This is a genomic window from Streptomyces subrutilus, from assembly GCF_008704535.1.
Taxonomy (GTDB): domain Bacteria; phylum Actinomycetota; class Actinomycetes; order Streptomycetales; family Streptomycetaceae; genus Streptomyces; species Streptomyces subrutilus.
Map to the genome: position 1 here is coordinate 1,640,651 of NZ_CP023701.1, position 24,471 is coordinate 1,665,121.

The 24,471-nt window shown below is 73.1% G+C and carries 25 protein-coding genes; 6 read left to right on the forward strand and 19 right to left on the reverse strand.

Going from position 1 to position 24,471, the window contains the following annotated elements:
• Nucleotides 1–18: 18 nt before the first annotated feature.
• Genes CP968_RS07130 through CP968_RS07145 form a run of 4 tightly spaced genes read right to left on the reverse strand, consistent with a single transcriptional unit; the run spans nucleotide 19 to nucleotide 3,220 of the window.
• The gene (locus CP968_RS07130; RefSeq protein WP_150517190.1) at nucleotides 19–900 is read right to left on the reverse strand and encodes an amino acid ABC transporter permease; all 882 of its coding nucleotides are present in this window, start codon (nucleotides 898–900) and stop codon (nucleotides 19–21) included.
• Nucleotides 897–1,541 (reverse strand): amino acid ABC transporter permease, encoded by a 645-nt coding sequence (locus CP968_RS07135; protein ID WP_150517191.1) that lies wholly within the window; start codon nucleotides 1,539–1,541, stop codon nucleotides 897–899. Before CP968_RS07135 ends, CP968_RS07130 begins: the two co-directional genes overlap by 4 nt.
• Nucleotides 1,542–1,557: 16 nt before the next feature.
• Nucleotides 1,558–2,466 (reverse strand): glutamate ABC transporter substrate-binding protein, encoded by a 909-nt coding sequence (locus CP968_RS07140; protein ID WP_150517192.1) that lies wholly within the window; start codon nucleotides 2,464–2,466, stop codon nucleotides 1,558–1,560.
• A gap of 10 nt (nucleotides 2,467–2,476) precedes the next feature.
• On the reverse strand, nucleotides 2,477–3,220 hold the full coding sequence (locus CP968_RS07145; RefSeq protein ID WP_150517193.1) for an amino acid ABC transporter ATP-binding protein: 744 nt from the start codon (nucleotides 3,218–3,220) through the stop codon (nucleotides 2,477–2,479).
• Nucleotides 3,221–3,583: 363 nt separating this feature from the next.
• Between CP968_RS07145 and CP968_RS07150 the strand changes: the two genes are divergently transcribed.
• A complete protein-coding gene (locus tag CP968_RS07150; RefSeq protein WP_150517194.1) occupies nucleotides 3,584–4,162 on the forward strand; it encodes a helix-turn-helix domain-containing protein in 579 nt (192 codons plus the stop codon).
• A 34-nt stretch (nucleotides 4,163–4,196) separates the two neighbouring features.
• Nucleotides 4,197–5,504, forward strand: coding sequence for an MAB_1171c family putative transporter (locus CP968_RS07155; protein WP_189828855.1), 1,308 nt, complete (start codon nucleotides 4,197–4,199; stop codon nucleotides 5,502–5,504).
• Here CP968_RS07155 and CP968_RS07160 read toward each other — a convergent pair.
• The 8 genes from CP968_RS07160 to CP968_RS07195 all read right to left on the reverse strand — a co-directional run bounded on the left by CP968_RS07160 (nucleotide 5,480) and on the right by CP968_RS07195 (nucleotide 12,208).
• Nucleotides 5,480–5,920: a DUF6278 family protein gene (locus CP968_RS07160; protein WP_150517195.1), complete on the reverse strand. Its 441-nt coding sequence runs from the start codon at nucleotides 5,918–5,920 to the stop codon at nucleotides 5,480–5,482. The genes CP968_RS07155 and CP968_RS07160 overlap by 25 nt on opposite strands.
• An 89-nt stretch (nucleotides 5,921–6,009) precedes the next feature.
• Nucleotides 6,010–6,795, reverse strand: coding sequence for an exodeoxyribonuclease III (locus CP968_RS07165; RefSeq protein WP_150517196.1), 786 nt, complete (start codon nucleotides 6,793–6,795; stop codon nucleotides 6,010–6,012).
• Nucleotides 6,796–6,825: 30 nt separating this feature from the next.
• Nucleotides 6,826–7,458 carry an MBL fold metallo-hydrolase gene (locus CP968_RS07170; RefSeq protein WP_150517197.1) on the reverse strand — a complete coding sequence of 211 codons (633 nt, stop codon included), beginning with the start codon at nucleotides 7,456–7,458 and terminating at the stop codon, nucleotides 6,826–6,828.
• A gap of 69 nt (nucleotides 7,459–7,527) precedes the next feature.
• On the reverse strand, nucleotides 7,528–8,124 hold the full coding sequence (locus tag CP968_RS07175) for a hypothetical protein (protein WP_229886070.1): 597 nt from the start codon (nucleotides 8,122–8,124) through the stop codon (nucleotides 7,528–7,530).
• Complete coding sequence (locus CP968_RS07180; RefSeq protein WP_150517198.1) at nucleotides 8,121–9,281, reverse strand: ROK family glucokinase; 1,161 nt, start codon at nucleotides 9,279–9,281, stop codon at nucleotides 8,121–8,123. Before CP968_RS07180 ends, CP968_RS07175 begins: the two co-directional genes overlap by 4 nt.
• Nucleotides 9,282–9,297: 16 nt before the next feature.
• Nucleotides 9,298–10,167, reverse strand: a complete 870-nt coding sequence (locus CP968_RS07185) for an ATP-binding cassette domain-containing protein (protein ID WP_150517199.1) — start codon at nucleotides 10,165–10,167, stop codon at nucleotides 9,298–9,300.
• A 2-nt stretch (nucleotides 10,168–10,169) separates the two neighbouring features.
• Nucleotides 10,170–11,201, reverse strand: a complete 1,032-nt coding sequence (locus tag CP968_RS07190) for an ABC transporter permease (RefSeq protein WP_150517200.1) — start codon at nucleotides 11,199–11,201, stop codon at nucleotides 10,170–10,172.
• On the reverse strand, nucleotides 11,198–12,208 hold the full coding sequence (locus tag CP968_RS07195; RefSeq protein ID WP_150517201.1) for a sugar ABC transporter substrate-binding protein: 1,011 nt from the start codon (nucleotides 12,206–12,208) through the stop codon (nucleotides 11,198–11,200). The genes CP968_RS07190 and CP968_RS07195 overlap by 4 nt, the downstream gene beginning before the upstream one ends.
• Nucleotides 12,209–12,359: 151 nt before the next feature.
• Between CP968_RS07195 and CP968_RS07200 the strand changes: the two genes are divergently transcribed.
• Nucleotides 12,360–13,364 carry a Gfo/Idh/MocA family protein gene (locus CP968_RS07200; protein ID WP_150517202.1) on the forward strand — a complete coding sequence of 335 codons (1,005 nt, stop codon included), beginning with the start codon at nucleotides 12,360–12,362 and terminating at the stop codon, nucleotides 13,362–13,364.
• Nucleotides 13,365–13,454: 90 nt separating this feature from the next.
• On the opposite strand, the gene CP968_RS07205 is transcribed toward CP968_RS07200, so the two are convergent.
• From CP968_RS07205 to allB, 4 genes are all read right to left on the reverse strand, one after another.
• Nucleotides 13,455–14,396 carry a DMT family transporter gene (locus CP968_RS07205; RefSeq protein ID WP_150521782.1) on the reverse strand — a complete coding sequence of 314 codons (942 nt, stop codon included), beginning with the start codon at nucleotides 14,394–14,396 and terminating at the stop codon, nucleotides 13,455–13,457.
• A gap of 179 nt (nucleotides 14,397–14,575) precedes the next feature.
• Nucleotides 14,576–15,190, reverse strand: coding sequence for a dihydrofolate reductase family protein (locus tag CP968_RS07210; RefSeq protein WP_150517203.1), 615 nt, complete (start codon nucleotides 15,188–15,190; stop codon nucleotides 14,576–14,578).
• Between the two features lie 293 nt (nucleotides 15,191–15,483).
• Nucleotides 15,484–16,596: an allantoicase gene (gene alc / locus CP968_RS07215; RefSeq protein ID WP_150517204.1), complete on the reverse strand. Its 1,113-nt coding sequence runs from the start codon at nucleotides 16,594–16,596 to the stop codon at nucleotides 15,484–15,486.
• Between the two features lie 2 nt (nucleotides 16,597–16,598).
• Nucleotides 16,599–17,942: an allantoinase AllB gene (gene allB / locus CP968_RS07220; RefSeq protein ID WP_150517205.1), complete on the reverse strand. Its 1,344-nt coding sequence runs from the start codon at nucleotides 17,940–17,942 to the stop codon at nucleotides 16,599–16,601.
• A 327-nt stretch (nucleotides 17,943–18,269) separates the two neighbouring features.
• On the opposite strand from allB, the gene CP968_RS07225 reads away from it, so the two are divergent.
• The gene (locus CP968_RS07225; RefSeq protein WP_150517206.1) at nucleotides 18,270–19,076 is read left to right on the forward strand and encodes an IclR family transcriptional regulator; all 807 of its coding nucleotides are present in this window, start codon (nucleotides 18,270–18,272) and stop codon (nucleotides 19,074–19,076) included.
• A 72-nt stretch (nucleotides 19,077–19,148) separates the two neighbouring features.
• Here the strand turns inward: CP968_RS07225 and CP968_RS07230 are convergent, their stop codons facing one another.
• Both CP968_RS07230 and CP968_RS07235 read right to left on the reverse strand, forming a co-directional pair.
• Entirely contained in the window at nucleotides 19,149–19,841 is a 693-nt protein-coding gene (locus tag CP968_RS07230) for an ABC transporter ATP-binding protein (protein ID WP_150517207.1), read from the reverse strand.
• Nucleotides 19,838–20,923: an ABC transporter permease gene (locus CP968_RS07235; protein ID WP_150517208.1), complete on the reverse strand. Its 1,086-nt coding sequence runs from the start codon at nucleotides 20,921–20,923 to the stop codon at nucleotides 19,838–19,840. The genes CP968_RS07230 and CP968_RS07235 overlap by 4 nt, the downstream gene beginning before the upstream one ends.
• A gap of 134 nt (nucleotides 20,924–21,057) precedes the next feature.
• Between CP968_RS07235 and CP968_RS07240 the strand changes: the two genes are divergently transcribed.
• Together CP968_RS07240 and CP968_RS07245 are read left to right on the forward strand one after the other, a co-directional pair.
• The gene (locus CP968_RS07240; protein WP_150517209.1) at nucleotides 21,058–22,278 is read left to right on the forward strand and encodes a sensor histidine kinase; all 1,221 of its coding nucleotides are present in this window, start codon (nucleotides 21,058–21,060) and stop codon (nucleotides 22,276–22,278) included.
• On the forward strand, nucleotides 22,275–22,904 hold the full coding sequence (locus tag CP968_RS07245; protein WP_150517210.1) for a response regulator: 630 nt from the start codon (nucleotides 22,275–22,277) through the stop codon (nucleotides 22,902–22,904). The genes CP968_RS07240 and CP968_RS07245 overlap by 4 nt, the downstream gene beginning before the upstream one ends.
• Nucleotides 22,905–22,938: 34 nt before the next feature.
• On the opposite strand, the gene yczR is transcribed toward CP968_RS07245, so the two are convergent.
• A complete protein-coding gene (gene yczR / locus CP968_RS07250) occupies nucleotides 22,939–24,426 on the reverse strand; it encodes a MocR-like transcription factor YczR (protein WP_150517211.1) in 1,488 nt (495 codons plus the stop codon).
• Nucleotides 24,427–24,471: the final 45 nt, after the last annotated feature.

Below are 24,471 nucleotides of genomic sequence, written 5' to 3' on the forward strand. Positions count from 1 at the left end.
TGGCGGGCTCCTGGGAGCCTAGATCTCGCCCGGCAGCAGCGCCGCCGGATCGGCGGGCACCGCCGCGGCGCCCTCGACCTTGGGGTTGCGGCGCTGGCGGCGCGCCACCCAGGTGGCGAACCAGGACAGCAGCATGCACATGCCGATGTACACGGGCGAGATGATCATCACGACCGGGATGAAGGGCAGGTCGTAGTCGAGGTTCGAGGCGATCAGCTTGCCCGCGTGCAGGAACTCCTCGTAGGTGATCAGGTAGCCGAGCGAGGTGTCCTTCAGGGCGACGACCAGCTGGCTGATGATGGTGGGCAGCATGGCCCGGACCGCCTGCGGGGCGAGGACGTGGGTCATCACCTGGGTCTTGCGCATGCCCAGCGCGTACGCCGCCTCGCGCTGGCCCCGCTCCACGGAGTTGACGCCCGTGCGGAACACCTCGGCGAGCACCGAGCCGTTGTAGAGCGTCAGTCCGGCCACCAGGGCGGGCAGCGGCTGGACCTTCAGCGCCACGAAGATGAAGAAGATCATCACCAGCACCGGCATCGCGCGGAAGAACTCCACGCACAGGGTGGCCAGCCAGCGCACCGGCCGGTGGACCGACAGCCGCCCGGTGGCGAGCACCGCGCCCAGCAGGAGCGAGAGCACCGAGGCGTAGGCGAAGGCCTTGAGGGTGTTGCCCAGGCCCTTGAGCAGCAGCTCCTGGATGCCCTTGTACGTGAAGGGGCTCCATTTGGCGGCGGTGAACTGGTCGGTGTCGAAGAGCAGGTAGAGCAGCCAGCCGAGCAGGGCGAGGATCAGCACCGTGGAGGCGATCCCGTACAGCAGGTGCCGGCGGCGGGCCTGCGGGCCGGGGATGTCGTAGAGGGCGGTGGACTCCATGTCACCGTGCAGCGCGTGCGCGGTCATCGGGCGACTCCGAAGCGCTTCTCCAGCACGTGGAAGAGCAGGCTGATGGACAGGGTGATGATCAGGTAGCCCACGGCGATCCAGACGAAGGTCCAGATGATGCTGTAACCCAGCTCGTTGAGGGTCTTGTACGTGCCGAGCAGCTCGGTGACGCTGAACGCGCCGGCGATGGCGGAGTTCTTGGCGAGCGCGATCAGCGTGGAGCCGACGGGCGGGATGACGGAGCGGAAGGCCTGCGGGAGCACGACGGTGCCCAGCGTCTGGCCGAAGGACATGCCCAGCGAGCGGGCCGCCTCGCCCTGGCCCTTGGGCACGGTGTTGATGCCCGAGCGCAGCACCTCGCAGATGAAGGCGGAGGTGTAGCAGCCGAGCGCGAGGACGGCGAAGAGCTGGAACGGCAGGACGAGCCCGAAGCGGGGCAGGCCCAGCAGCACGGCGAAGAAGAGCAGGGTCAGGGGGGTGTTGCGCAGCACGGTGACCCACACGGTGCCCAGGACCCGGAGGGAGCCGATGGGCGCGACCCGGAAGGAGGCCATCACGAAGCCGAGGACCAGGGCGAGCAGGGAGGCGTAGACGGTCAGTTGGACCGTGCCGAGGAAGCCCTTGCCGTAGAGGGCGAAGTTGTCGGTCAGTACGTCCATGGCGGTGCCCTCTCCCTCAGCTCGCCGGGTAGCGGTCGATGGCGGGGGGCGTGGGAGCGCTCTGGCCGGACAGGCCGAGCGTGGCCTCGTAGGCCTTCTTCCAGTTGCCGTTCTTCTCCTGCGCCGCCAGGGCGTCGTCGAGGGCGAAGCGCAGCGCGTTGTCGCCGCGCGGGACGCCGATGCCGTAGGGCTCCTTCGAGAAGGGCCTGCCGACGACCTTGAGCTCGTCGGGGACCTTGGCGGCGTAGCCGAGGAGGATGGAGTCGTCGGTGGAGACGGCGTCGACCTGGTAGGTGAGCAGGTTGTCCACGCAGACGGAGTAGGTGTCGTAGGCGACGAGGACCGCCTCGGGGAAGTCCTTCTGGAGCCGCTGGTAGGGGGTGGAGCCGGCGGCCGAGCAGACCTTCTTGCCCGCGAGGTCGCCGGGGCCGTCGATGCCCTTCTCGTCCTTGCGGACCAGCAGGGACTGGCCGGCCATGTAGTAGGGCCCGGCGAAGCCGACCTGCTTCTTGCGGTTGTCGTTGATGGTGTAGGTGCCCACGTAGTAGTCGATCTGCCCGTTCTGCAGGGCCGTCTCGCGGTTGGCGGAGGCGATGGTCTTGAACTCGATGGTCTTGGGGTCGAAGCCCAGGGAGGCCGACATCATCTTGGCGATCTCGATGTCGAAGCCGGAGTAGCGGCCGCTGGCGGGGTCCTTCTCCCCCATGTACGGCTGGTCCTCCTTGGCCCCGACCACCAGGTGGCCGCGGCGCCTGGCCCGCTCCCAGGTCGGTGAGTCGGGGAGCCGGAAGGCGGTGTCGACCCGGTACACGGGGAGGTCCTCGGGCTGGGGGCCCTTGACCGGGGGGCTGCCGGAGCGGCCGCAGCCGAAGAGGGCCGCCGCGAGCAGCAGCAGCGCGAGCGCCAGGGTGCGGGGGTTTCGCATCGGTCCGCCCTCAGTGCTTCAGGATCTTGGAGAGGAAGTCCTTGGCCCGGTCGCTCTCGGGAGCCGTGAAGAACGCCTCCGGGGTCCGGTCCTCGACGATCTTCCCGTCGGCCATGAACACGACGCGGTTGGCGGCGGAGCGGGCGAAGCCCATCTCGTGGGTGACCACGACCATGGTCATGCCCTCGGCGGCCAGCTGCTGCATGACCTCCAGCACCTCGTTGATCATCTCCGGGTCGAGCGCGGACGTGGGCTCGTCGAAGAGGAGGGCCTTGGGGCTCATGGCGAGGGCGCGGGCGATGGCCACGCGCTGCTGCTGGCCGCCGGAGAGCTGGGCCGGGTACTTGGCGGCCTGGTCGGCGAGGCCGACGCGCTCCAGGAGCTCCCGGGAGCGCTTCTCCGCCTCGTCGCGCTTGCGTCCGCGCACCTTCATCTGGGCGAGCGAGACGTTGGCGAGGACGGTCTTGTGCGCGAAGAGGTTGAAGGACTGGAAGACCATGCCCACCTCGGCGCGCAGCCGGGCGAGGTCTCGGCCCTCGTCGGGCAGCGGTCTGCCGTCGAGTCTGATCGTTCCGGACTCGATGGTCTCCAGTCGGTTGATCGTCCGGCACAGGGTCGATTTCCCGGAACCGGAGGGGCCGATGATCACCACCACCTCCCCGCGGCCGACGGTGAGGTTGATGTCCTGGAGGACGTGCAACCGCCCGAAGTGCTTGTTGACGTCCCGCAGCTCGATCAACGGATCGACGGCCATGCGCTGCCCTGCCCACTTGTCGGTGTCGAGGTCAGCGCAAACTATCCAGCCGGGCAAGGGCACTTCACCTCGACACGCCTAAAGAGGGCATAAACCCCATCGGGTCCGGTGGGCCCGGCTCCGGCCGCATGCCACGGACGGTTCACGGGATGAAACGATCGTTTCGGGCCCCGCGCGGCCCGGCCCCGGTCCGCTGCCCCGCCAGCGGCGCCCCCGACGGCCTCCGGACCCCGCTCCACGAACGTTTCGGTTGTGGAATCGATCGCCGGTCTGGTCTAGTGGCCGTACCGGCGGCGCACGCGCCGGCCGCCGCACCCCGCGCCGCACCCGCCGCCCAACCCCGCCAACCCGCCAGGAGAGTCCGTGACCGGCGAGGTCGATCCCCACCTCAAGAGCTTGGCCCTCCTTGAAGAGTTGATCGAGGAAGCGGAGCTCGACTGGGACGAGGTCCTCGATCCCGGCGCGCTCTCCTTCAGCACCGGCCTGGCGGTCGCCGCCGTCCGCGCCGGGCTGAGCCGCCGGGAGCTTCCGCAGACGGGTTTCCAGCAGCAGGTCGCCCAGCGGCTGGAGTTCCTCCGCGCCACCCGTCCGGGCCCGGACGGAGCGCGCCGCACCAAGGCCGAGATCGCCGAGGGGACGGGCGTGACGCCCCAGTGGGTCGGCGAGCTCCTCAAGGGGCGCAAGGTGCCGAAGCTGGAGCACGCGGCCCGCATCGAGGACCTGTTCGGGGTGCCGCGCGGCTTCCTGACGGCCACCCCGTCCCAGGCCCTGGACCGCGCCCTGCGGGAACGGCTGGAGGGCGAACAGGCCAGGCAGCTGGCCGGGCTGCGGGAGCTGAAGGAGAAGCACCGGCTCCGGCGGGTCGCCTTTCGCGGGGCGCCCGAGACGCTGGCCAACATGCAGGCCCTGATGGACGTCATCCTGGACGAGCACCGGCCGTGATCCCGACCCCCCGCCCGGCCCCGCGGGCCGCCCCGTGAACGATCCCAACGGCGTCGGCTTCTACGTCCCCGGCGCCCTCCTGCTGCTGGCCGGCTGCCTGAAGCTGCCGGCCCTGCGCCGCAACCCCGGCGACGAACTGCTGCGCTCCGTGTGCGTCCTGCTCTTCGTGGCCGCCGCGGTCTTCGCCGTGGCCGCGGTCCCCTCGATCGCCGCCGTCAACCGCGTCACGGGCGTCGCGAACGCGGCCGCACCGGTCGTGTACACCGTGCTGACCGCCTTCTCCGGCGCCAATCTGGTCCTCGTGATCCGCTGGAGCAGCGGTCCCGACGACGCGCGTCGGGCGGCGCGCTGGTCCCGGCGCTGCCACGCCGCCACCGTCGCGGTGATCGTCGCGATCAACGCCCTGTTCGTCCTGGGGGACGCTCCGGTGGAGCGGCTGACCGACCTGGACACCTACTACGCGTCCACCCCGTACATCCGCGAGATGATCGTCCTCTACCTGGCGGCGCACACCACGACCGCCCTGCTGATGACCTTCCTCTGCACGCGCTGGGCGCGGCTGGTGCGCGGACCGCTGCGCGCCGGGCTCGTCCTCATCGTCATCGGCTACCTGCTCAACCTGGTCTACGACGCCCTGAAGTTCACGGCGGTGGGCGCCCGCTGGGCCGGTCGCGACCTGGACCACCTGAGCTGGCCGATCGCACCACCGGTCGCGGCCGTGTCCGCGCTGCTGATCGGCCTCGGCCTGGTCCTGCCGCTGCTGTCCCAGCGGCTGACCGACCACCTGGGCCTGTGGCGGCGCTACCACCGGCTCCAGCCGGCCTGGCGGGAGCTGCGCGCGGCGACCGGACGCGGCATCGGCCCGGCCGGCGGCCGCTGGACGCCGATCGAAGTCCGCGTCATCCAGACGGAATCGGAGATCCACGACGGCATCCTCGCCGTCAACCCGTACCTCGACCCGGGGCTCCGGGAGGCCGCGCTGCACGAGGCGCTCAAGACCGCGCCCTCGGCCGACGAGGCCGCGGCCGTCGCCGATGCCGCCGCCCTGGCGCACGCCGTGGTCGTGTGGGCCGGGGACGCGGGCGGCCGCGCGCCGACGGCCGCGGAGCACCCGGCGGGCCGGGCCCTGCTCGCCTCCCCCCGCACCAGCGCGGGTCTCGTCCGCATGTCGCGGGCGCTGTCCGGATCGGAGGTGGTCCGGGCGGTGCGCGAGGCGGCGCTGCGGGAGGCGGCGCTGCGGGAGGCGGCGCTGCGGGAGGACGGGGGGCGGCCGCGGTCCGGCGGGCCCGGCGACGCACCCGGTGCGGAGGCCGGGGCTCAGCCCTCGGAGGCCTCGGCGTAGGCCTGGCTGAGCTCGGGTGAGCCCGTCATCGCCCAGGAGACCCCGGACTCGATCACGTTCAGTTCGCGGCCCGAGGCCAGCCGGATCACCGGCTGGCCGTTCGGCCAGACCTGCCAGCCGGCGCCCGGGACGGTACGGACGATCACCGTACCGAGGTAGAAGCCCGCGTCGTTGCCGAGCCACGGCACGATCTCGGGGTCCCGGCGCCAGCGCGGCATCAGCTGGTCGAGGGCCTCCAACGAGGCCCGGCTCCCGTCGAGTTCGAGCCCGTCCGACCTCGCCTGGACGCGCAGCATCTCGCACTCGGAGAACAGCTCGGCGATGCCCTCGGGGTCGTCCGCGAGGGCGGCGGCGAGCCCCGCGCCCTGTTCCGTTTCGTGTCGGTTCAGCCAGTGGCCCAGGAAGGGGATGTTCATACCGTCCAGACTCGCACCAGGAACCGTCGCTGACCACAGGGCGCGCCTGACCGGTCGGCCCGGATCGGTCCGCGCCCCCGGGGCCGCCGCTACCGGTCGAGGTCGAGGTCCACCACGACCGGTGCGTGGTCGGACGCGCCCTTGCCCTTGCGCTCCTCGCGGTCCACGTAGGCGTCGGTGACGGCCTTGGTGAAGGGCTCGTTCCCGTAGACCAGGTCGATGCGCATGCCCCGGTTCTTCGGGAAGGCGAGCATGCGGTAGTCCCAGAAGGTGTACGGGCGGTCGTACTTGAGGGCGCGGGGGAACACGTCGGAGAGGCCCGCGGCCCGCAGCTCCTCCAGGGCCGCGCGCTCGGCGGGGGTCACGTGGGTGGCGCCGGCGAAGACGGCCGGGTCGTAGACGTCCTCGTCGGTCGGGGCCACGTTGAAGTCGCCGAGGACCGCGAAGGGGCGCGGACCGGCCGCGTCCTCGGCCACGGCGGCGGCCAGGGCGCGGAACCAGCCCAGCTTGTAGCCGTAGTGGTCGTGCTCCACCTCGCGGCCGTTGGGCACGTACACCGACCAGACGCGGACCCCGCCGCAGGTCGCGGAGATCGCGCGGGGCTCCTGGACGCCCTCGTAGTCGGGCCCGCCCGGCAGACCGGTGACCACGTCCTCCAGGCCGACCTTGGAGAGAAGGGCGACGCCGTTCCACCGGCCGGTGGCGTTGACGGCCGACTCGTAGCCGAGCTCGCGCAGCTCGTCGTGGGGGAACTGCTCCGCGGAGCACTTGGTCTCCTGGACGCACAGGACGTCCGTGCCGGAGCTCTCCAGCCAGGCGAGCAGGCGCGGCAGCCGGGCCGTGATCGAGTTGACGTTGTACGTGGCGATACGCATGGGTGCCAACCTATCGCCTGGCACCGACAGTCACAGTTCGGTGCTGGCGCCGGCGGTGAGTCGGGCGTGGTCGGCGCCGCCGAGGCTCTCCAGCGCCCGGTCGTAGATCGGCCGGGCGAGGTCGGCGAGGTAGGCGTCGTGGATGTCGACGGCCCGGCGCGGGGCGACCTCGCGGACGTAGTCGATCACCTCGGCGATCTTGTTCCAGGGGGCGTGCACCGGGAGCATCAGGGTGTCCACGGGCACCCCGGGCACGGTGAGCGCGTCTCCGGGGTGGAAGACCGAGCCGTCCACGAGGTAGCCGACGTTCGTGACCCGCGGCATGTCCGGGTGGATGACCGCGTGCAGCTCGCCGTGGACCGCGACCTCGAAGCCGGCCGCGGTGAAGGCGTCCCCGTGGCCCACGGTGTGGACCCGGCCCGGGTAGGCGGGGGCGAGCAGCCGGGCGACGCTGTCCAGGGTCCACAGCCCGGCGGCCGGGTTCGCGTCGAGGGCGGCCCGCAGCCGGCCCTCCTCGAAGTGGTCGGGGTGTTCGTGCGTGACCAGCAGGACGTCCGCCCCGAGCCCCGCGTCCGGTTCGCTGAAGGCGCCCGGGTCGATGACGAGCGTGCGCCCGTCCTTCTCCAGTTGGACGCAGGAGTGCAGCCGCTTGGTGAGCTTCATGATCCAAGGCTAGCGCCGGCCGGCCCGGCCGCGCGGGTCCGCTCCCCCGGGTCCGCCGGCCGGTCGCGCCTACGGCGTGGTCGTGGACACCACGTAGACGCGGGCGATCCGCGGTTCCGTGAGGTCGACGGTGATGTCCCGGGTCGGGCGCGGGCCCTGCTGCTCCAGCGTCGTGCCGTACCAGCGGGACCGGGGTTTCCACTTCCACCCGGCGACCTCGGTGTCGTGCGCGGAGATGGAGACGCCGGGGGTCAGCCCGGCCCGGTCGACGCCGACGGAGGACAGGAACACGTCCAGCTGGTCGGGGGTGACGGCGAACTGGATGTACAGCCGGCTGGTGCGCCAGTTGTTGGTCTCCAGGAATCCCACCCGCCAGGCCTCCGGCGGGATGGGCACCTCGTAGATGCTGCGCTGCACCTTGGAGGGCCAGCCGGGGCGCACCTCGGTCGCGCCGACCTTGGCCGCCTTGTCCCGGCCGCTCTGGCGGCTCTGCTGGGCGGAGACGGCCAGGTAGCCGGCGGGGACGCCGACCAGCAGCAGGATGATGATCGCGGTGACCCAGCGGCGCCGGACCACGTGCCTGCGGTCCTCGGCCGGGGGTCCGGGCGCCCTGCCCCCGTCGTCGGGGGCGGGGGCCTGGTGGGGCAGGGTGGGGGGCGGTGTCACTGCTGGTCCCGGTCCTCGGGGCCGGCGGCGTCGCGCCGGCCCAGCTGTGCGTAGCGTTCGTACCGCTCGACGCGCCGGCGGGTGGCGCGGCGGAAGCGGCGGGCGACGAGCCGGGAGAGGTCGGCGGCGCCGACCATGCCGGCCTCGGGGCCGAGCTGGGCCTTGGCGATGCGGGCCTCGGGGCGGTAGCCGCGGCCGGTCAGGTGGCGGCGGAAGGCGTCGCGGGCCGGGCCGATCAGCAGGTCGTCGGCGGCGCTGACGCCGCCGCCGATGACGAAGCAGGAGGGGTCGAGGGCGGCGGCGAGGTTGGCGATGCCGACGCCGAGCCACTGGCCGATGTCCTGGAGCAGTTCGACGCACATGGCGTCGCCCTCGCGGGCCAGCTCGGTGATGAGCGGCCCGGTGATCTCCTGCACGTTCCCGCCGACCTTGGCGATGATGTCGTGCGCGACCGGGGAGTCGGCGGCCGCGAGCTCGCGGGCCTCGCGGACCAGGGCGTTGCCGGAGCTGTACTGCTCCCAGCAGCCGCGGTTGCCGCAGGGGCAGCGGTGCCCGCCGGGGACGACCTGCATGTGGCCGAACTCGCCGGCGACCCCGTAGCGGCCGCGCTTGACCTGGCCGCCCTCCAGGATGGCCCCGCCGATGCCGGTGCCGAGCGTGATCATGACGAGGTGGTCCTCGCCGCGCCCGGCGCCGAAGCGCCACTCGGCCCAGGCGGCCGTGTTGGCATCGTTGTCCACCATGACGGGGACCGCGAGCCGGGACTGGAGCGCGTCGCGCAGCGGCTCGTCGCGCCAGGCCAGGTGCGGTGCGAAGAGGACCCGGGAGCGGTCGGCGTCGACCCAGCCGGCCGCCCCGATGCCGACCGCGTGCACGTCGTGCCGGTCGGACAGGTCCAGCACCAGCTCGACGATGGTGTCCTCGACGACCTTCGGGCTCTTGGACTTGTCGGGCGTCTCGGTGCGGATCTTCTCCAGGATGATCCCGTCGGCGTCGACGACGCCCGCCATCACCTTGGTGCCGCCGATGTCGATGCCGACGGTCGGGACGCGCGGTGCGGTCAGGTGCGACCGGCGCTCACGGGTCCCGATGGTCCGCAGGACGGTGCCCCGCGCCGCCCCCCGGTGGGCGAGCGTGAAGTCCCGGTACGTGCTCATCGAGAGGTGCCGTCCCTCAGGGTGCGGTGGTGCCGGACGGGGTGTCCGGGCCGGATGGCGTGCTGTCTGGCCCTGATTCTGCCACCCGCTCCAGTTCGTGGCTCAGCTCGTCGAGCTCGGAGCCGCCCGCCATCTGCCGGGTGAGCTCGTCCAGGGTGATCGAATCGCGGGTGTGGGAGCCCGCCATCGTCCCCCGCTTGAGGAGCACGAAGCGGTCCCCGACCAGGTACGCGTGGTGCGGGTTGTGGGTGATCAGGACCACCCCGAGGCCCGCGTCGCGGGCCGCGGCGACGTACTTGAGGACCACCCCGGACTGCTTCACGCCGAGGGCGGCCGTGGGCTCGTCCAGCACCAGGACCTTGGCGCCGAAGTAGACGGCGCGGGCGATGGCCACGCACTGCCGCTCGCCGCCGGACAGGGTGCCGATGGGCTGGTCCACGTCGCGCAGGTCGATGCCCATGCGCAGCAGCTCGGTACGGGTGGTCTCGCGCATGAACGGCACGTCGAGGCGGCGCAGCGGGCCGCGGCCCCGGGTCGGCTCGGAGCCGAGGAAGAAGTTGCGCCAGACGGGCATGAGCGGGACCACGGCCAGGTCCTGGTAGACGGTGGCGATGCCGTGGTCGAGGGCGGCGCGCGGGTTGGCCAGCACGGTCTCCTCGCCCTCGATCTCGAAGGAGCCGGCGTCGTGCCGGTGCAGACCCGCGATGATCTTGATGAGGGTGGACTTGCCGGCGCCGTTGTCGCCCAGGACGCAGGTGATCTCGCCCGCGGACACCTCCAGCGAGACGCCCTGGAGGGCGCGGATGTTGCCGTAGTACTTGCTGACGTCGGTCAGCCGCACCAGCGCGGGCGCGGCCCCGGGTGCGGTGTCGGTCCTGTCGGCCATCGTCACTTCGCCTCCGCCCGCTTGCGGACCCATGCGTTGAGCAGCGTCGCGAGCAGCAGCATCGCGCCGAGGAAGAACTTGAACCAGTCCGGGTTCCACTGGGCGTAGACGATGCCGTTGCTGGTCATGCCGAAGATGAAGGCGCCCACGGCCGAGCCGATGGCGGAGCCGTAGCCGCCGGTCATCAGGCAGCCGCCGATGACGGCCGCGATGATGTACAGGAACTCGTTGCCGACGCCCTCGCCCGACTGGACGACGTCGAACGAGAAGAGGATGTGCTGTCCGGAGATCCACGCGCACAGGGCGACACCCATGTAGAGCCCGATGCGCGTCTTCACCACGGGGACGCCGGTCGCGCGGGCCGCGTCGGCCCCGCCGCCGACGGCGAAGATCCAGTTGCCGGCACGGGTGCGCAGCAGGATCCAGGTGGCCACCGCGACCAGGGCGAACCACCACAGGATGGTGACCTTCAGGGTGACCGACCCGATGTTCCACTGCGAGGCGAAGAGGGCCCGCGCGGAGGAGAAGCCCTCCATGTCGGCGATGGACCTGGTGGAGACCGAGCCGCTGATCAGCTTGGTGAAGCCCAGGTTCAGGCCGGTCAGCATGAGGAAGGTGCCGAGCGTGATGATGAAGCTCGGGAGTTTCGTCCGGGTCAGCAGGAAGCCGTTGAAGAAGCCCACGGCGAGCGTGACCAGCAGGGACACCAGGACGCCGACCCACACGTTGGCGGTCATCTGGTAGCTGAACATCGAGCTCAGCAGCGCCGAGGTGGTGACCATGACGCCGGCGGACAGGTCGAACTCGCCGCCGATCATCAGCAGGGCCACGGGGACGGCCATGATCCCGATGGTGGAGGCCGAGTACAGGACGGTGCTGAGGCTGGAGGCCCGCAGGAAGCTGTCGGCAGCGAAGGAGAAGAAGACGAAGACGGCGGCCGCACCGACCACCGCGCCCAGCTCGGGCCGGCCGAGCAGCCTGCGGACGAGCGAGGTGGGTGCGAGCCGTTCGTCCGCGGGGGCGGCGGCGCTCATCGGCTGCCCCGCTTGATGTACTCCTCCAGCTTGGCCGCTTCGGCGCCGGTGACGATCTGCGGTCCGGTCAGGACCGGACGGCCGCCGCCGAGCACGTCGGCGTTGTAGCGGTAGAGCCAGAGCAGGTCGATCGCCTCGTAGCCCTGGAGGTAGGGCTGCTGGTCGACGGCGAAGCCGAGGGCGCCGGACCTGAGGTCGCGGGCGACCGCCTCGTTGAGGTCGAAGGTGTCCACCTCGGCCTTGCTGCCCGCCACCTCCTTGGCCTTGATCGCGGTGGGGGCGAAGGGCGCGCCGAGGGTGAGGACCGCGTCGATGGAGGGGTCCGCCTGGAGCTTGGCCTGGAGGGCCGCCTGGACGGAGGGCATGTTGGTGCCCTCGACGTACAGGTTCTCCAGCGTTCCGCCGAAGGTCTTCCTGGCTCCGGCGCAGCGCTGCTCGTGCCCCACGTTGCCCTGCTCGTGCAGGACGCAGACGGCCTTCTTGCGGCCGCGCTTGGTCAGCTCGGTGCCGACCGCCTCGCCGGCGACCTCCTCGTCCTGCCCGATGTGGGTCAGGGCGCCGTAGGCGGCGGACTCGGCGGAGCCGGAGTTCACGGTGACCACCGGGATGCCGGCCTTGACGGCCTTGGCGAGGACGTCCTTGAGGGCCTCGGGCTTGGCCAGGCTCACCACGATCCCGTCGACCTTCTGGTCGATGGCGTTCTGGACGAACTGCGCCTGCTGCTGGGCCTGGTCGTCGTGGGCGTAGACGAAGTTGATGTTGTCCTTCGCCGCGGCCTCCTTGGCACCCTTCTGGACGATGTCCCAGAAGGTGTCCCCGTCGCCCGCGTGCGTGACCATCGCGAAGGTCCAGCGCGGGGTGGAGACGGCCGGCCGGCCCGCCTCGGCGGCCTTCGCCCGCTCCTCGGCGCGCTTGCCGCCCGTACTGCTGCATCCCGCGAGCGAGGCTCCCAGCACCGCCGCGAGCACGGCGCCCACGACGCGTACCCCTGTCCGAACCCTAGCCACGTCGCCGTGCCCTTCCCTCGTCCGTCTCGTCCGTCATCATTCGGTCATTCCGGTTCCAGCCGCCCAGTATCCGCCACAGTGGACCATGCGGGGTCATCGGGGCGGGGCCGCGCAGATTGACAGGTCCCCCGTACGGGGTCACGTTGAGTGCATGCGCATCGGGCTCATCGGAACGGGCCGGATCGGGTCCTTCCACGCGGCGGCGCTCTCCCGCCACCCGCAGGCGGGCTCGCTCCTGCTGGCCGACGCCGACCCCGCGCGGGCGGCCCGGCTGGCCGACCGGCTCGGGGCCACCGCCGCGCCCTCGGTGGAGCAGGTCTTCACCTGGGGCGTGGACGCGGTGGTGGTGGCCTGCGCCACCGAGGGCCACGCGGAACTGGTCGTGCGGGCGGTGCGCGGCGGCCTGCCGGTGTTCTGCGAGAAGCCGGTGGCCCCGGACCTGGCCCGCACCCTGGCGGTGCTGCGCGAGGTGGAGGCGCTGGGCGGCGTGCTCCAGCTGGGCTTCATGCGGCGCTTCGACGCGGGTTACGGGAGGGCGCGGGAGCTGGTCAGCGCGGGCGCGCTGGGCCGGCTGCACACCGTACGGACCACCACGTCCGACGCCGAGCCGCCGCAGGCCGCGTACCTGGCCACGTCGGGCGGGCTGTACCGGGACTGCCTGGTGCACGACTTCGACGTGGTGCGCTGGGTGACCGGGCACGAGGTGGCGGAGGTGTACGCGGCCGGTTCGGACGCGGGTCCGGCGCGGTTCCGGGAGACGGGTGACGTGGACACGGCGGCGGCCGTGCTGGCCCTGGACGACGGCACGCTGGTCACCGCGACCGGCACCCGGTGCAACGGCGCCGGGTACGACGTGCGCATGGAGCTGGCCGGCGAGCGGGACCAGGTCTGCGTGGGGCTGGACGACCGTACGCCGATCGCGTCGACCGAACCGCAGGGGCCGCCGGCCGCGAGCAAGCCGTGGACCGGTTTCCTGGAGCGGTTCGGCCCGGCCTACGAGGCCGAGCTGGCCGCCTTCGTCCGGCTGGTGCGCGGCGAGGGCCCGAACCCGTGCGGGGGCCGGGAGGCGCTGGCCGCGTTCCGGGTGGCCGAGGCGTGCGAGCTCTCGCGCCGGGAGCGGCGCCGGGTGCGGCTGGAGGAGCTCCCGGACCTGTGAGCACGGTGGTCCCTGTGGTCCCGGCGGCGGCATGGGGGTCAGCGTACGGTCCGCTCCCGCGCCCGGACGGGACGCGAACCGGCCATTCGCTCACCCGGCGGCGCGGCGCCCCCAGGCGGTGCCGGCCAGGACCAGGACGGCTCCGGCCAGCCCGACGGGGCCGAGGTGCTCGCCACCCAGGGCGATGCCGGCGGCGGCCGCCCAGAGGGGTTCGGTGCCGAGCAGCAGGCTGACCCGGGAGGGGGAGGTGCGGCGCACGGCCCAGGTCTGCACGAAGAAGGCGAAGAGGGTGCAGAAGACGGCGAGGAAGGCGAGGCCGGCCCACTGGGCGGGGCCGAATGCGGCGGCGGCCGCCCAGGGGCTGTCCCCGGTGCCGGGCAGGGCGGCGAGCAGCACGAAGACGAGGACGGCGCCGCCGAGCTGGACGGTGGTCAGGGAGAGCGCGTCGGCGTCCCGCAGGGCCCGCATGCGGGCCGTGAGCAGGACGTTGGCGGTGCGGGCGAGGGCGGCGCCGAGGATCAGCAGGTCGCCGGGGCCGGGGGCGGTGAACCCGCCGCTCTGGGTGAGGAGCACGACTCCGGCGACGGACACGGCGGCGGCGCCGAGGAAGGCCGCGGGGGGCCGGACCCGGCGCACGGCGGCTTCGGCGAGGGGGGTGAAGACCATGGTCAGGCTGATGATGAGCCCGGCGTTGGTGGCGGAGGTGTGGACGACGCCGTAGGTCTCCAGGAGGAAGATCCCGCCGAGCACGAGGCCCAGCAGGCCGCCCCCGCGCAGGTGTGCGGGGGTCAGGGCGCGCAGTCGGCGCCATCCGGCGACGACCAGGACGGGCAGCACGAGCGCGAAGCGGAGCACCAGCACGGCGATCACGGTGTGCGGGGTGGTGACGCCCTTGGCGGCGAGGTAGCTGCCGCCCCAGACGACGGCGACGGCCAGGACGGGCAGGTCGGCCAGCCAGGTCCGCGCGGGAGCGCTCCGTACGGGGACGGCGGCGGGTACGGGCGCGGCGGGGGGCGCGGCGGCGGGCTCCACGGTCACGGGTGTGCCTCCAACGGCGTGGTGCGGGTGGAGGCTTCGGCGGCTCGCACGGGTGCGGGGTCACCGTACCGGAGCCGGTCACGGGGGGCGATCCGCTTTTTTGGGGGCCGCCCCCGCGGCCCGCGGGTGTCGGCGCGGCCGGGGGCGGAGCGGCGGGATCCGTAAGGGCCGGGCTAGTCGAACGTGCCGAACGAGGCCCGGCCCGCCGGGCGGTAGGTGTGGACGGACACGCCGCTGGACGTGGTGCGGGAGGCGGTCACCTCGTAGGCCGTCGGCAGGCCCCCGGTCGGGAAGAGCCTGCGCCCGGCGCCCAGGAACACCGGGTGGACCAGCAGGTTCAGCTCGTCCACCAGGTCTCGGACCAGCAGCCACTGCGCGAGCGTGCCGCTGCCCCACACCTGCACCTCCCCCTCGGTCGCGTCCTTGATCCGGACGATCTCTCCCGGGAGGTGCTCCCCGTCGATCACGGTGGTCCCGGACCAGGCCGGATCCTCCAGGGTGGTCGAGGCGACGTACTTGGGCAGGGTGTTGAGCGCGGTCGCGACCGGGTCGGCGGGGTCGGTGCGCTGCGGCCAGTACCCCGCGAAGATCTCGTACGTGCGGCGCCCGAGCAGGAAGGCACCGGCCCGGGTGAAGACGTCCAGGATGGCCTCCTGCATGCCGTCGTCGCCGAACGGCACCTGCCAGCCGCCGTAGTCGAACCCGCCGCTGGGGTCCTCCTCCCGGCCGCCGGGCGCCTGCATCACGCCGTCGAGGGTCAGGAAGGTGGTCAGGCTCAGCTTGCCCATGGCTCTGCGCTCCTTGCTCGGTCGTACCCGGTGGTCCCGGTCCGCGTGCTGGTTCAGACTCCCCGGCCGCCCCGGACTCATCGGTGCGGCGCGCGAGGGATCCGCGGAAGGCGAGGTCCGATTCCCACCGGCGGCCGGAGCCGGCCGCCGGCCCCGCCCCGTGCCCGGTGCCCCGTGCGCACGCCGGAGGGGCGCGCCGCCGAGCGGTGCGCCCCTCCGGGTCGTGTGCGCCCCGGGGGTGTCGGCCCCCGGTGCGGTTCGTGTCCCCGGGCCGCCGGCCCGGGCCGCGGGTGTCAGCCGCCGAGCTCCTGGTGACGGGCGGCGTGCGCGGCCGCGCCGCCCTCCGTCAGCGCGCCGTACAGGCGCAGGCGGGAGAAGCCGCCGTCCGGGAAGATGTCGATGCGGACGTGGGTGCCCACCGCGGGGGCGTCCAGCACGAAACGGTGGTTGGTGTCGGGCTGCAGGCGGGTGCGCGGCAGGAACTCGGTCCACTCGCCGCCCTCGCCCGTCTTCACGGACAGCGAGGCCCAGCCGGCCGAGTTGCCCTTGAGGTAGGCGGTGTCGATCTCGACGGCGCGGATCTCGGACTCGGCGACGAGCTGGTAGCGGATCCAGTCGTTGCCGTTGTCGCGGCGGCGGGCGGTCTCCCAGCCGTCGTCCATCTTGCGGGAGCGGCCCGGGTTGATGGTGTTGGTCGGCGGGGAGTAGAAGCGGTTGGACGCGTCCTCCACCGAGCCGCCGTTCTCCAGCGCGACCACGTCGAAGGTGCCGAGCGCGGCCAGCCACTTCGGGTCGGTGCGGACCTCGCCGTAGACGCGCAGGCGGGCGATGCCGCCGTCGGGGTGCTGGTTGACGCGCAGGTGCGTGAAGCGCTGCTCGACGCTCACCTCGAAGCCGTTGGCCGCGTGGCCGCCGACCGGGGTGCGCTCGACGAGGGTCGTCCACTTGACGTCGTCGGCGAGGAGCTCCTCGGGGGTCGGGGAGCCCTCGACCGAGGCGCCCTGCACCGATACGGCCTGCGGCATGTTGCCGCGGAAGTGGGCGGTGTCGACGACGATGCCGCGGATGACGCCGGGGGCGCCCAGGCGCACCAGCGCCCAGTCGTGGTCCTCGGCGGTCGGCCAGGGCTGCGTGGCCGAGACGCCGCGGCGCCGGCGGGTCTCCCAGCCGTCCATGACCTTGCCCTTGTGGCCGAAGTCCTCGGGGTCGAAGTGGGCGGCCTCGGAGATCAGCAGGTTCTCGCGCTGGGCGAAGAACTCGTCGTTGGCGTCGATGACACCGGCGCCCAGCTCACGGGCGGCGAGGTTCGCGTACTGGGTGAAGGGGAAGTCCGCGGTGCGGTAGTCCGCGTACGGGTCGCCGCCTCCGTACGGGTTCGCGTTGCCGGTGAACGAGGGAATCGACACTGTCAGTTCTGCCTTTCGAGGAGGAGGCCCGTGGGCTCGGTCGGGGTGCCGTGGTCGGCGATCTGGGTGCCGCGCAGCCAGGTGGACTTCACGACGCCGTGCAGGGTCTTGCCCGCGTACGCCGTGATCCGGTTGCGGTGCTGCAGTTCCGCGGGGTCCACGGTGAAGGTCTCTTCGGGTGCCAGGACGGCGAAGTCGGCGTCGCGGCCGGCTTCGATCGCGCCCTTGCGCGCCAGCCCGGCGAGGGCGGCCGGGGCGGCGGACATCCAGCGGACGACGTCCTCCAGGGAGTGTCCGCGGCGGCGGGCCTCGGTCCAGATCGCCGGCAGGCCCAGTTGGAGGGAGGAGATGCCGCCCCACGCGGTCGCGAAGTCGCCGGTCTTCAGGTCGGCCGTGGAGGGCGAGTGGTCGGAGACGATGCAGTCGATGGTGCCGTCGGCGAGCGCGTCCCACAGGAGGTCCTGGTTGGCGGCCTCGCGGATGGGCGGGCAGCACTTGAACTCCGTGGCGCCGTCCGGGACTTCCTCGGCGGTGAGGGTGAGGAAGTGCGGGCAGGACTCGACGGTGATCCGGACGCCCTCGGCCTTGGCGGCGGCGATCAGCGGCAGCGCGTCGCTGGACGACAGGTGCAGGACGTGCACGCGGGCGTCGAGCCGCCTGGCCTGGCCGATCAGGTTCTGGATGGCGGTGTTCTCGGCGTCCTTGGGGCGGGAGGCGAGGAAGTCCGCGTACTTGGGGCCCGGGTGCTGCGGGGCCGACTCCAGGTGGTGCGGGTCCTCGGCGTGCACGATCAGCAGGCCGCCGAAGCCGGTGATCTCGGCGAGGGAGGTGGCCAGCTGCTCCTGGTCGAGTTCGGGGAACTCCTCCACGCCCGAGGGCGACAGGAAGCACTTGAAGCCGAAGACGCCCGCGTCGTGCAGGGGGCGCAGGTCCTTGACGTTGGAGGGCAGGGCGCCGCCCCAGAAGCCGACGTCCACGTGCGCCTTGGTCCGGGCGACCTCCTGCTTGACGCGGAGGTGGTCCACCGTGGTGGTGGGCGGCAGGGAGTTCAGCGGCATGTCGAGGATCGTGGTGATGCCGCCGGCCGCGGCGGCGCGGGTGGCCGTCCAGAAGCCCTCCCACTCGGTGCGGCCCGGGTCGTTCACGTGGACGTGGGTGTCGACCAGGCCGGGGAGCAGGACGTCGTCGCCGAAGTCCTCCAGCCGGGCTCCGGCCGGTACCTCGGCCTCGTACGCCAGCACGGCCGTGATCTTCCCGCCGGCGACGGCCACCGAGGCGGCGCGCGTCCCCTCGGGGGTGATGACGCGCGTCGAGCGCACTACCAGTTCCACAGCCGCGTCGGCCACCGGAACCTCCCCATCTACTTCCACAGAGCGAAATTCAACGTTCTGTTGACGGAGTCTTCCCGGCGATCCCGAGCCAGTCAAGAGCACCCGGAGGGCCGATCCGCCCACCGACACCGCAATTGGATGTTTCCACAGGATGGAATTAAGATTTCGGCATACAGAATGTAGCTACCGCCACCGAAGGGACCGGAGGTACCTTCCGAAGGACGTCCGCCACCCGGACAAACCGTCTCTGACCGGCGGGGACGGGATCGCCCCTGCTCTAGGGCCGACGCCGACCGACCGGTAGGCTGCTTGCTTGCCTGCCAGTACCGAAAGGACCGCGCCGTGCCGACGTCCAGCGCCAGCACCACCGACGCTTCCGCCAAGCCCACCGCCGCCAGCGGTGGCGTCCAGTCCCTTGAGCGCGCCTTCGATCTGCTCGAACGCATGGCCGACGCCGGGGGTGAGGTCGGCCTCAGCGAGCTCTCCGCGGCCAGCGGTCTGCCCCTGCCCACCATCCACCGGCTGATGCGCACCCTCGTGGCGTGCGGCTACGTCCGCCAGCAGACCAACCGGCGCTACTCCCTCGGCCCCCGGCTGATCCGCCTCGGCGAGTCCGCCTCGCGGCTGCTGGGCACCTGGGCCCGGCCCTACCTCGCCCGCCTGGTCGAGGAGACCGGCGAGACGGCGAACATGGCTCTCCTCGACGGCGACGAGATCGTCTACGTCGCCCAGGTGCCGTCCAAGCACTCCATGCGGATGTTCACCGAGGTCGGGCGCCGGGTCCTGCCGCACTCCACCGGCGTGGGCAAGGCCCTGCTGGCCTACACCCCCGCCGACGAGGTCAGGGCCCTCCTGGCGCGCACCGGGATGCCGGCCGCGACCGAGAGGACCATCACCACGCCCGAGGGCTTCCTGGAGGCGCTGGAGCAGGTCCGCGCGGTGGGCTACGCGGTGGACGACAACGAACAGGAAATAGGAGTCCGCTGCCTCGCCGTCTCGGTGCCGAACTCGCCGACGGCCGCCGCGATCTCCATCTCCGGCCCGGCCGGCCGGGTGACCGAGGCGCTCACCGACTCGATCGTGCCGATCCTGCAGGGCGTGGCGGCCGAGCTCTCGGTGGCCCTCTCCAGCCAGAACCCGACGGCCTGAGCGCGGCGACGGACGGGTACGTGTGCGGCCCCGGCCCCCACTCGGGGGCCGGGGCCGCACACGTACCCGGGATCAGACGGCCGGGACCGGGTCCGGCCGGTGCGTCAGCCGGCCGTCGGCCATCGTCGCCGTACGGTCCATCCGGTCCAGGTGCGCGTGGTCGTGGGTCACCAGCACCGTGGCGGTGGACCGCTCGCGGGTCAGGGTGACCAGCAGGTCGAGCACGGCAGCGCCGCGCTCGTGGTCGAGGGCGCTGGTGGGTTCGTCGACCAGCAGCACCGCGGGCTCGTTCATCAGGGCGCGGGCGATGTTGATCCGCTGGCGCTGGCCGCCGGAGAGCTGGTGGGGCCGCTTGTCGGCCTTGTCGGCCAGGCCCACCGCGTCCAGCAGCTCCAGCGCGCGCCGGCGCATCGCCCCGGAGGGCCGGCCGGAGAGGTGTGCCATGACCTGGAGCTGCTCGGCCGCGGTGAGCGAGGCCAGCAGGTTCGGCTGCTGGAAGACGATGCCGATCTCCTCCCGGCGCAGGGCGGACTTCCCGGCGGCGCTCAGCTCGGCGGTGTCCCGGCCGCCCACCACCACCGTCCCGGAGTCCGGGGTGACCAGCGTGGCGGCGACGGCCAGCAGGCTGGACTTGCCCGAGCCCGAGGGGCCGATGACCGCCGTCAGGGTGCCCGCGGGCACCTCCAGGGTGACCCGGTCCAGGGCGGTGAGCCGGCCGTCGCCGTCGGGGTAGGTGAGCGTGACGTCGTTCACGAACAGGGTCATCGGGCGCTCCCGAGGGCGGTCAGCGGGTCGACGGCGGTGATCCGCCGGATGGACAGGGCGGCGCCCAGCGCACCGAGCAGGATCATGATCGCGGCGGGCAGCAGCACGGTGGCCGCGTCGAGCACGAAGGGCACGTCCCCGCCGCTGATCAGCGCGCCGAACCCGGCGGCCAGCGCGGTGCCGAGCCCGGTGCCGACGGCGAGCATGACCACGGCCTGGCCGAGGGCGTCCTTGAGGAGGTAGGGGGTCGAGGCACCCAGTGCCTTCAGCACGGCGACGTCGCCGCTGCGCTGGATGGTCCACACGGTGAAGAAGGCCCCTATCACCAGGGCCGAGATGGCGAAGAGGAAGCCGCGCATCAGCTGGAGCGAGCCGTTCTCCGCCTGGTACGAGCCTATGGCGCCCAGGGCCTCGTCGACGGTCTGCGCCCGGGTGCCGGCGGCCCGGTCGGCGGCGGCCAGGTCCGCTCCGGCGCCGGAGACGGCGATCACGGTGGCGAGGGTGTCGAGGGAGGTTCCGGGGTTGCCGATGCGCTGCCAGTCGTCGAGGTCCATCCAGACGACCGGGGTGTGGCTGTAGGAGGCGGTGCCGGAGACGGAGGCCACGGACAGTTCGAGCGGACCGACCTTGAGCCGGGCCCCGGCGGCGAGTCCGCCGAGCTCACGGGCGGCCTTCTCGGTGAGGACCACCTGCCCCTGGGTGAGGCCGCTCCCGCGGGGGGCGAGCGTACCGGCCGGGTCGGCGCCGAAGACGGACACGGCGGCGGTGCGCTCGCCCGAGACGGCGTTGGTGGTGCGGATGCCGAGCGGCTGGGCCGAGGTGACCCCGGCCCGGGCGCGCCAGGTCAGCCAGGCCTTCTCGGGTACCTGCGAGTTGGTGAAGGACACCTTCTGATCACCCGGGGGCGCGGCGAAGACGAGGTGGGTGGCGGGCAGGCCGGTGATGCCCGAGACGTTTTCCCGGGCCAGACCGGAGGTGAGCCCGGACAACAGGCCGACCAGCAGTGTGATCAGTAGGACGACCGAGCCCATGAGGGCGAACCGGCCCTTGGCGAACCGTAGATCTCTCCATGCGACGAACATGATCCCCACCCTGGTCTTCCGCGTGGACACACGGCATCGCGCCACAGTAGGGATCCTCGTATCGAAGGGCGGTCCGTGACATCGAACTTTTGGTTGACCGGCGCCGCCCGCGGTCGACTTACGCTGGTCTGGCCATGGAATCGCCCCCCTCCCGCCCCTCCCCGCCCGCCCGCGCCCTCACCCCGGTCTCCAAGGTGCTGCGGCTGTGCCTGCACGCGCTGCTCTTCGGGCTGCTCGCGCTGGCCGCCGGTCGCGCCCTGGCGGGCCCGGCACCCGGCACGGGCCGGGTGGTCGCCGCCTGCGCCCTGTTCGCCGCCGTGTACGCGTCCGGCGTGCGGATCCCGGCCGTGCACCGCTCGCCGCGCGCCGGCGCACTGTGGCTGGCCGGGCTCGGCGCGGCCTGGGTGGCGCTGCTGGCGGTCTCCCCCGACGGGCTGTGGATCGCCTTCCCGCTCTACTTCCTGGAGCTGCACCTGCTGCGGCTGCGCTGGGGCGTCACGGCCGTCGCGGTGACCGCCGTCGCGGCGATCGGCGGCTTCCTCGCGCACAGCGCCGCCGCGACCCCGGGGGCCTTCCTCGGGCCGCTGCTCGGCGGGGCCGTGGCGGTGGCGACCGTACTGGGCTACCAGGCGCTGTACCGCGAGAGCGAGCGCCGCCGCCAGCTGATCGAGGAGCTCATCACGACCCGCGCCGAGCTGGCCGCGGCCGAACGGGGCGCCGGGATCCTGGCCGAGCGGGAGCGGCTGGCCCGCGAGATCCACGACACCCTGGCCCAGGGGCTGTCCTCGATCCAGCTGCTGCTGCGGGCGGCCGAACGGGTGCTGGAGCCGGGGGCGCCGGCGCGCGAGCACATCGCGCGGGCCCGGGAGGCCGCCCAGGACAACCTCGCCGAGGCCCGCCGCTTCGTCCGGGCGCTGACCCCGCCGGACCTGGAGCACGGCTCGCTGGCCGCGGCGCTGGAGCGGCTGTGCTCCGGGGTGCCGGGGCCGCGGGTGCGGTTCTCGCTCAGCGGCGCGCCGCGGGTGCTGCCCACCCCGTACGAAGTGGCCCTGCTGCGGATCGCCCAGTCGGCGCTGGCCAACGTGGTGCGGCACGCCGGGGCCGGGCGCGCCGAGATCACCCTGACCTTCATGGAGGCCTCGGTCACCCTGGACGTGGTGGACGACGGGCGCGGCTTCGCCCCCGCGTCGGCGGCGCCGGGCGGCGGCGCGGCCCCGGGGGACGGGGGCTTCGGGCTGCCGGCGATGCGGTCGCGGGCCGAGACCCTGGGCGGCCTGTTCACCGTGGAGTCCGAGCCGGGCCAGGGCACCGCCGTGGCCGTCACCCTGCCCCTGCCCGCGGAGGTCCTGCGATGACGATCCGGCTGCTGCTGGCCGACGACCACCCGGTGGTGCGGGCCGGGCTGCGCGCGGTGCTGGACACCGAACCGGGCTTCACGGTGGTCGCGGAGGCGGCGACCGCCGAGCGGGCGGTGGAGCTGGCGGCCGCCGAGCCGGTGGACGTGGTGCTGATGGACCTCCAGTTCGGGGCCGGGATGCACGGCTCCGAGGCGACGGCGCTGATCACGGCCCGGCCGGGCGCCCCGCGGGTGCTGGTGCTGACCACGTACGACACCGATGCGGACATCCTGGCGGCGGTGGAGGCGGGTGCCTCCGGATACCTGCTCAAGGACGCCCCGCCGGAGGAGCTGGCGGCGGCGGTGCGCACGGCCGCCGCGGGCCAGTCGGCGCTCGCCCCGGCGGTGGCGCTGCGGCTGATGGACCGGATGAGGACGCCGGCCGAGGCCCTGACCAAGCGGGAGCTGGAGGTGCTGCAACTGGTCGCGGACGGCCTGTCGAACCAGCAGATCTCCAAGAGGCTCTTCCTCAGCCAGGCCACGGTCAAGTCCCACCTGGTGCACATCTACGCGAAGCTCGGCGTCGACTCCCGCACCTCGGCGGTGGCCGCGGCGGGCAGCCGCCGACTGATCCGCACGCCGTAGCCCCTCCCCCGCGCCCGGTTCGGGGGCGGTCCCGTCAGGCCACCCAGTGCGGCCGGTCCACCGCCGGGGTCAGCGGGACGCCCTCGTGGAAGGCCTGGGCGAGGCGGCGCACTCCCTCGTCCAGCTCCTCGGGCGGCAGCGTGTACGGGAGGCGCAGCCGGTGCTCGAAGGTGCCCGGGTCCACGCCGAAGCGGGCCCCGCGGCCGATGTGCACGCCGGCCGCGGCCGCCCGCTCGGTCAGGGCGGAGCTGACCGGCTCGCCGAGGTCGACCCAGAGCGAGAGGCCGCCGGGCGGCAGCCGCCAGGACCACTCGGGGGTGTGCCGTTCCAGCGACCGGACCAGGGCCGCGCGCCGGTCCCGGAGCTGGGCGAGTCGGGCGGGCAGGGAGCGGTCCAGGTCCGCCAGCAGCGGGAGCGCGACGAGCTGGTCGAGGACCGAGCCGCTCATGTCGGCGCAGACCCGCACCCCGGTCAGCTCGGTGATCAGCTTCGCGGTGGCCCGTACCCAGCCCACCCGCAGCCCGCCCCAGTGGGTCTTGCTGAGCGAGCCGATGGTGATCACGTGGTCGGCGCCGCCGCGCGGGGCGAGCGAGGCGAGGGGCGGCGGGGGCGGCACGTCGAGCGCGATGTCGGCGATGGTCTCGTCGACGACCAGCCAGGTGCCGGTCCGCCGGGTGGCCGCGAGCAGCCGCAGCCGCTGCTCCTCGGGCATCAGGGCGCCGGTCGGGTTCTGGAAGTCGGGGATCGTGTACGCCAGCCGCGGCACGGTCTGGCGCAGGGTGGACTCGGCGATCTCCATGTCCCAGCCGGCGTCGGAGACGGCGATGGAGCCGGTGCGCAGCCCGGCGCGGCGCAGGGCGTCGAGGGCGTTGGCGTAGGTGGGGTTCTCGGTGACGACCCGGTCGCCGGCCCGGCACAGCAGGCCGACGACCAGGGCGAGGGCCTGCTGGGCGCCGGCCGTGACGAGGATCTGTTCGGGGCGGGTGGGCAGGCCGCGCCGGGTGAACCGCTCGGCCACGGCCGTCCGCAGGTCCGGGAGGCCGTAGGGGTGGTAGCCGGGGCTGCGGGCGTAGCCGGGCAGCCGGGGCGCGGCCCAGGCGAGGGCGTCGGCGAGGGAGCCGTCCGGGGCGCCCATGGCGGCGATGGCGAGGTCGATGCCGGGGTCGGTGTCCGCGCGGTGGCCGCCCGCGCCGACCAGGGTGTGGGCGCCGACCGGGCCGTGGCCCTCGGGCAGCTCGGTCCAGGTGCCCGAGCCGCGCCGGCTGCGGACGTAACCGCTCTCGCGCAGCAGGTCGTAGGCGCCGGTGACGGTGGCCCGGCTGGCGCCGACCGCTTCGGCGAGCTCGCGCTCGGCGGGCAGCCGCACGTGCAGGGCGATCCGGCCGTCGAGGATCAGGGTGCGGACGGCGTCGGCGAGCGCCCGGTAGCCGGGGCGGGCCCGGACCTCGGCGGGCAGCAGGGCCGCCAGCTGACGGCTGCCGAGGGTTCTGTCCGCCGTCTGGACCACACGTGCGCCTGCCATGCCAACCTCCTTCGATTGGCTCTGCCGACCAGGCCAATCCGGGAC

Coding starts and splice junctions, on each gene's coding strand:
- CP968_RS07130 (WP_150517190.1), bottom strand. CDS start 900: ATGACCGCGCACGCGCTGCACGGTGACATGGAGTCCACCGCCCTCTAC.
- CP968_RS07135 (WP_150517191.1), bottom strand. CDS start 1,541: ATGGACGTACTGACCGACAACTTCGCCCTCTACGGCAAGGGCTTCCTC.
- CP968_RS07140 (WP_150517192.1), bottom strand. CDS start 2,466: ATGCGAAACCCCCGCACCCTGGCGCTCGCGCTGCTGCTGCTCGCGGCG.
- CP968_RS07145 (WP_150517193.1), bottom strand. CDS start 3,220: ATGGCCGTCGATCCGTTGATCGAGCTGCGGGACGTCAACAAGCACTTC.
- CP968_RS07160 (WP_150517195.1), bottom strand. CDS start 5,920: ATGAACATCCCCTTCCTGGGCCACTGGCTGAACCGACACGAAACGGAA.
- CP968_RS07165 (WP_150517196.1), bottom strand. CDS start 6,795: ATGCGTATCGCCACGTACAACGTCAACTCGATCACGGCCCGGCTGCCG.
- CP968_RS07170 (WP_150517197.1), bottom strand. CDS start 7,458: ATGAAGCTCACCAAGCGGCTGCACTCCTGCGTCCAACTGGAGAAGGAC.
- CP968_RS07180 (WP_150517198.1), bottom strand. CDS start 9,281: ATGAGCACGTACCGGGACTTCACGCTCGCCCACCGGGGGGCGGCGCGG.
- CP968_RS07185 (WP_150517199.1), bottom strand. CDS start 10,167: ATGGCCGACAGGACCGACACCGCACCCGGGGCCGCGCCCGCGCTGGTG.
- CP968_RS07190 (WP_150517200.1), bottom strand. CDS start 11,201: ATGAGCGCCGCCGCCCCCGCGGACGAACGGCTCGCACCCACCTCGCTC.
- CP968_RS07200 (WP_150517202.1), top strand. CDS start 12,360: ATGCGCATCGGGCTCATCGGAACGGGCCGGATCGGGTCCTTCCACGCG.
- CP968_RS07210 (WP_150517203.1), bottom strand. CDS start 15,190: ATGGGCAAGCTGAGCCTGACCACCTTCCTGACCCTCGACGGCGTGATG.
- CP968_RS07230 (WP_150517207.1), bottom strand. CDS start 19,841: ATGACCCTGTTCGTGAACGACGTCACGCTCACCTACCCCGACGGCGAC.
- CP968_RS07235 (WP_150517208.1), bottom strand. CDS start 20,923: ATGTTCGTCGCATGGAGAGATCTACGGTTCGCCAAGGGCCGGTTCGCC.
- CP968_RS07240 (WP_150517209.1), top strand. CDS start 21,058: ATGGAATCGCCCCCCTCCCGCCCCTCCCCGCCCGCCCGCGCCCTCACC.
- CP968_RS07245 (WP_150517210.1), top strand. CDS start 22,275: ATGACGATCCGGCTGCTGCTGGCCGACGACCACCCGGTGGTGCGGGCC.
- yczR (WP_150517211.1), bottom strand. CDS start 24,426: ATGGCAGGCGCACGTGTGGTCCAGACGGCGGACAGAACCCTCGGCAGC.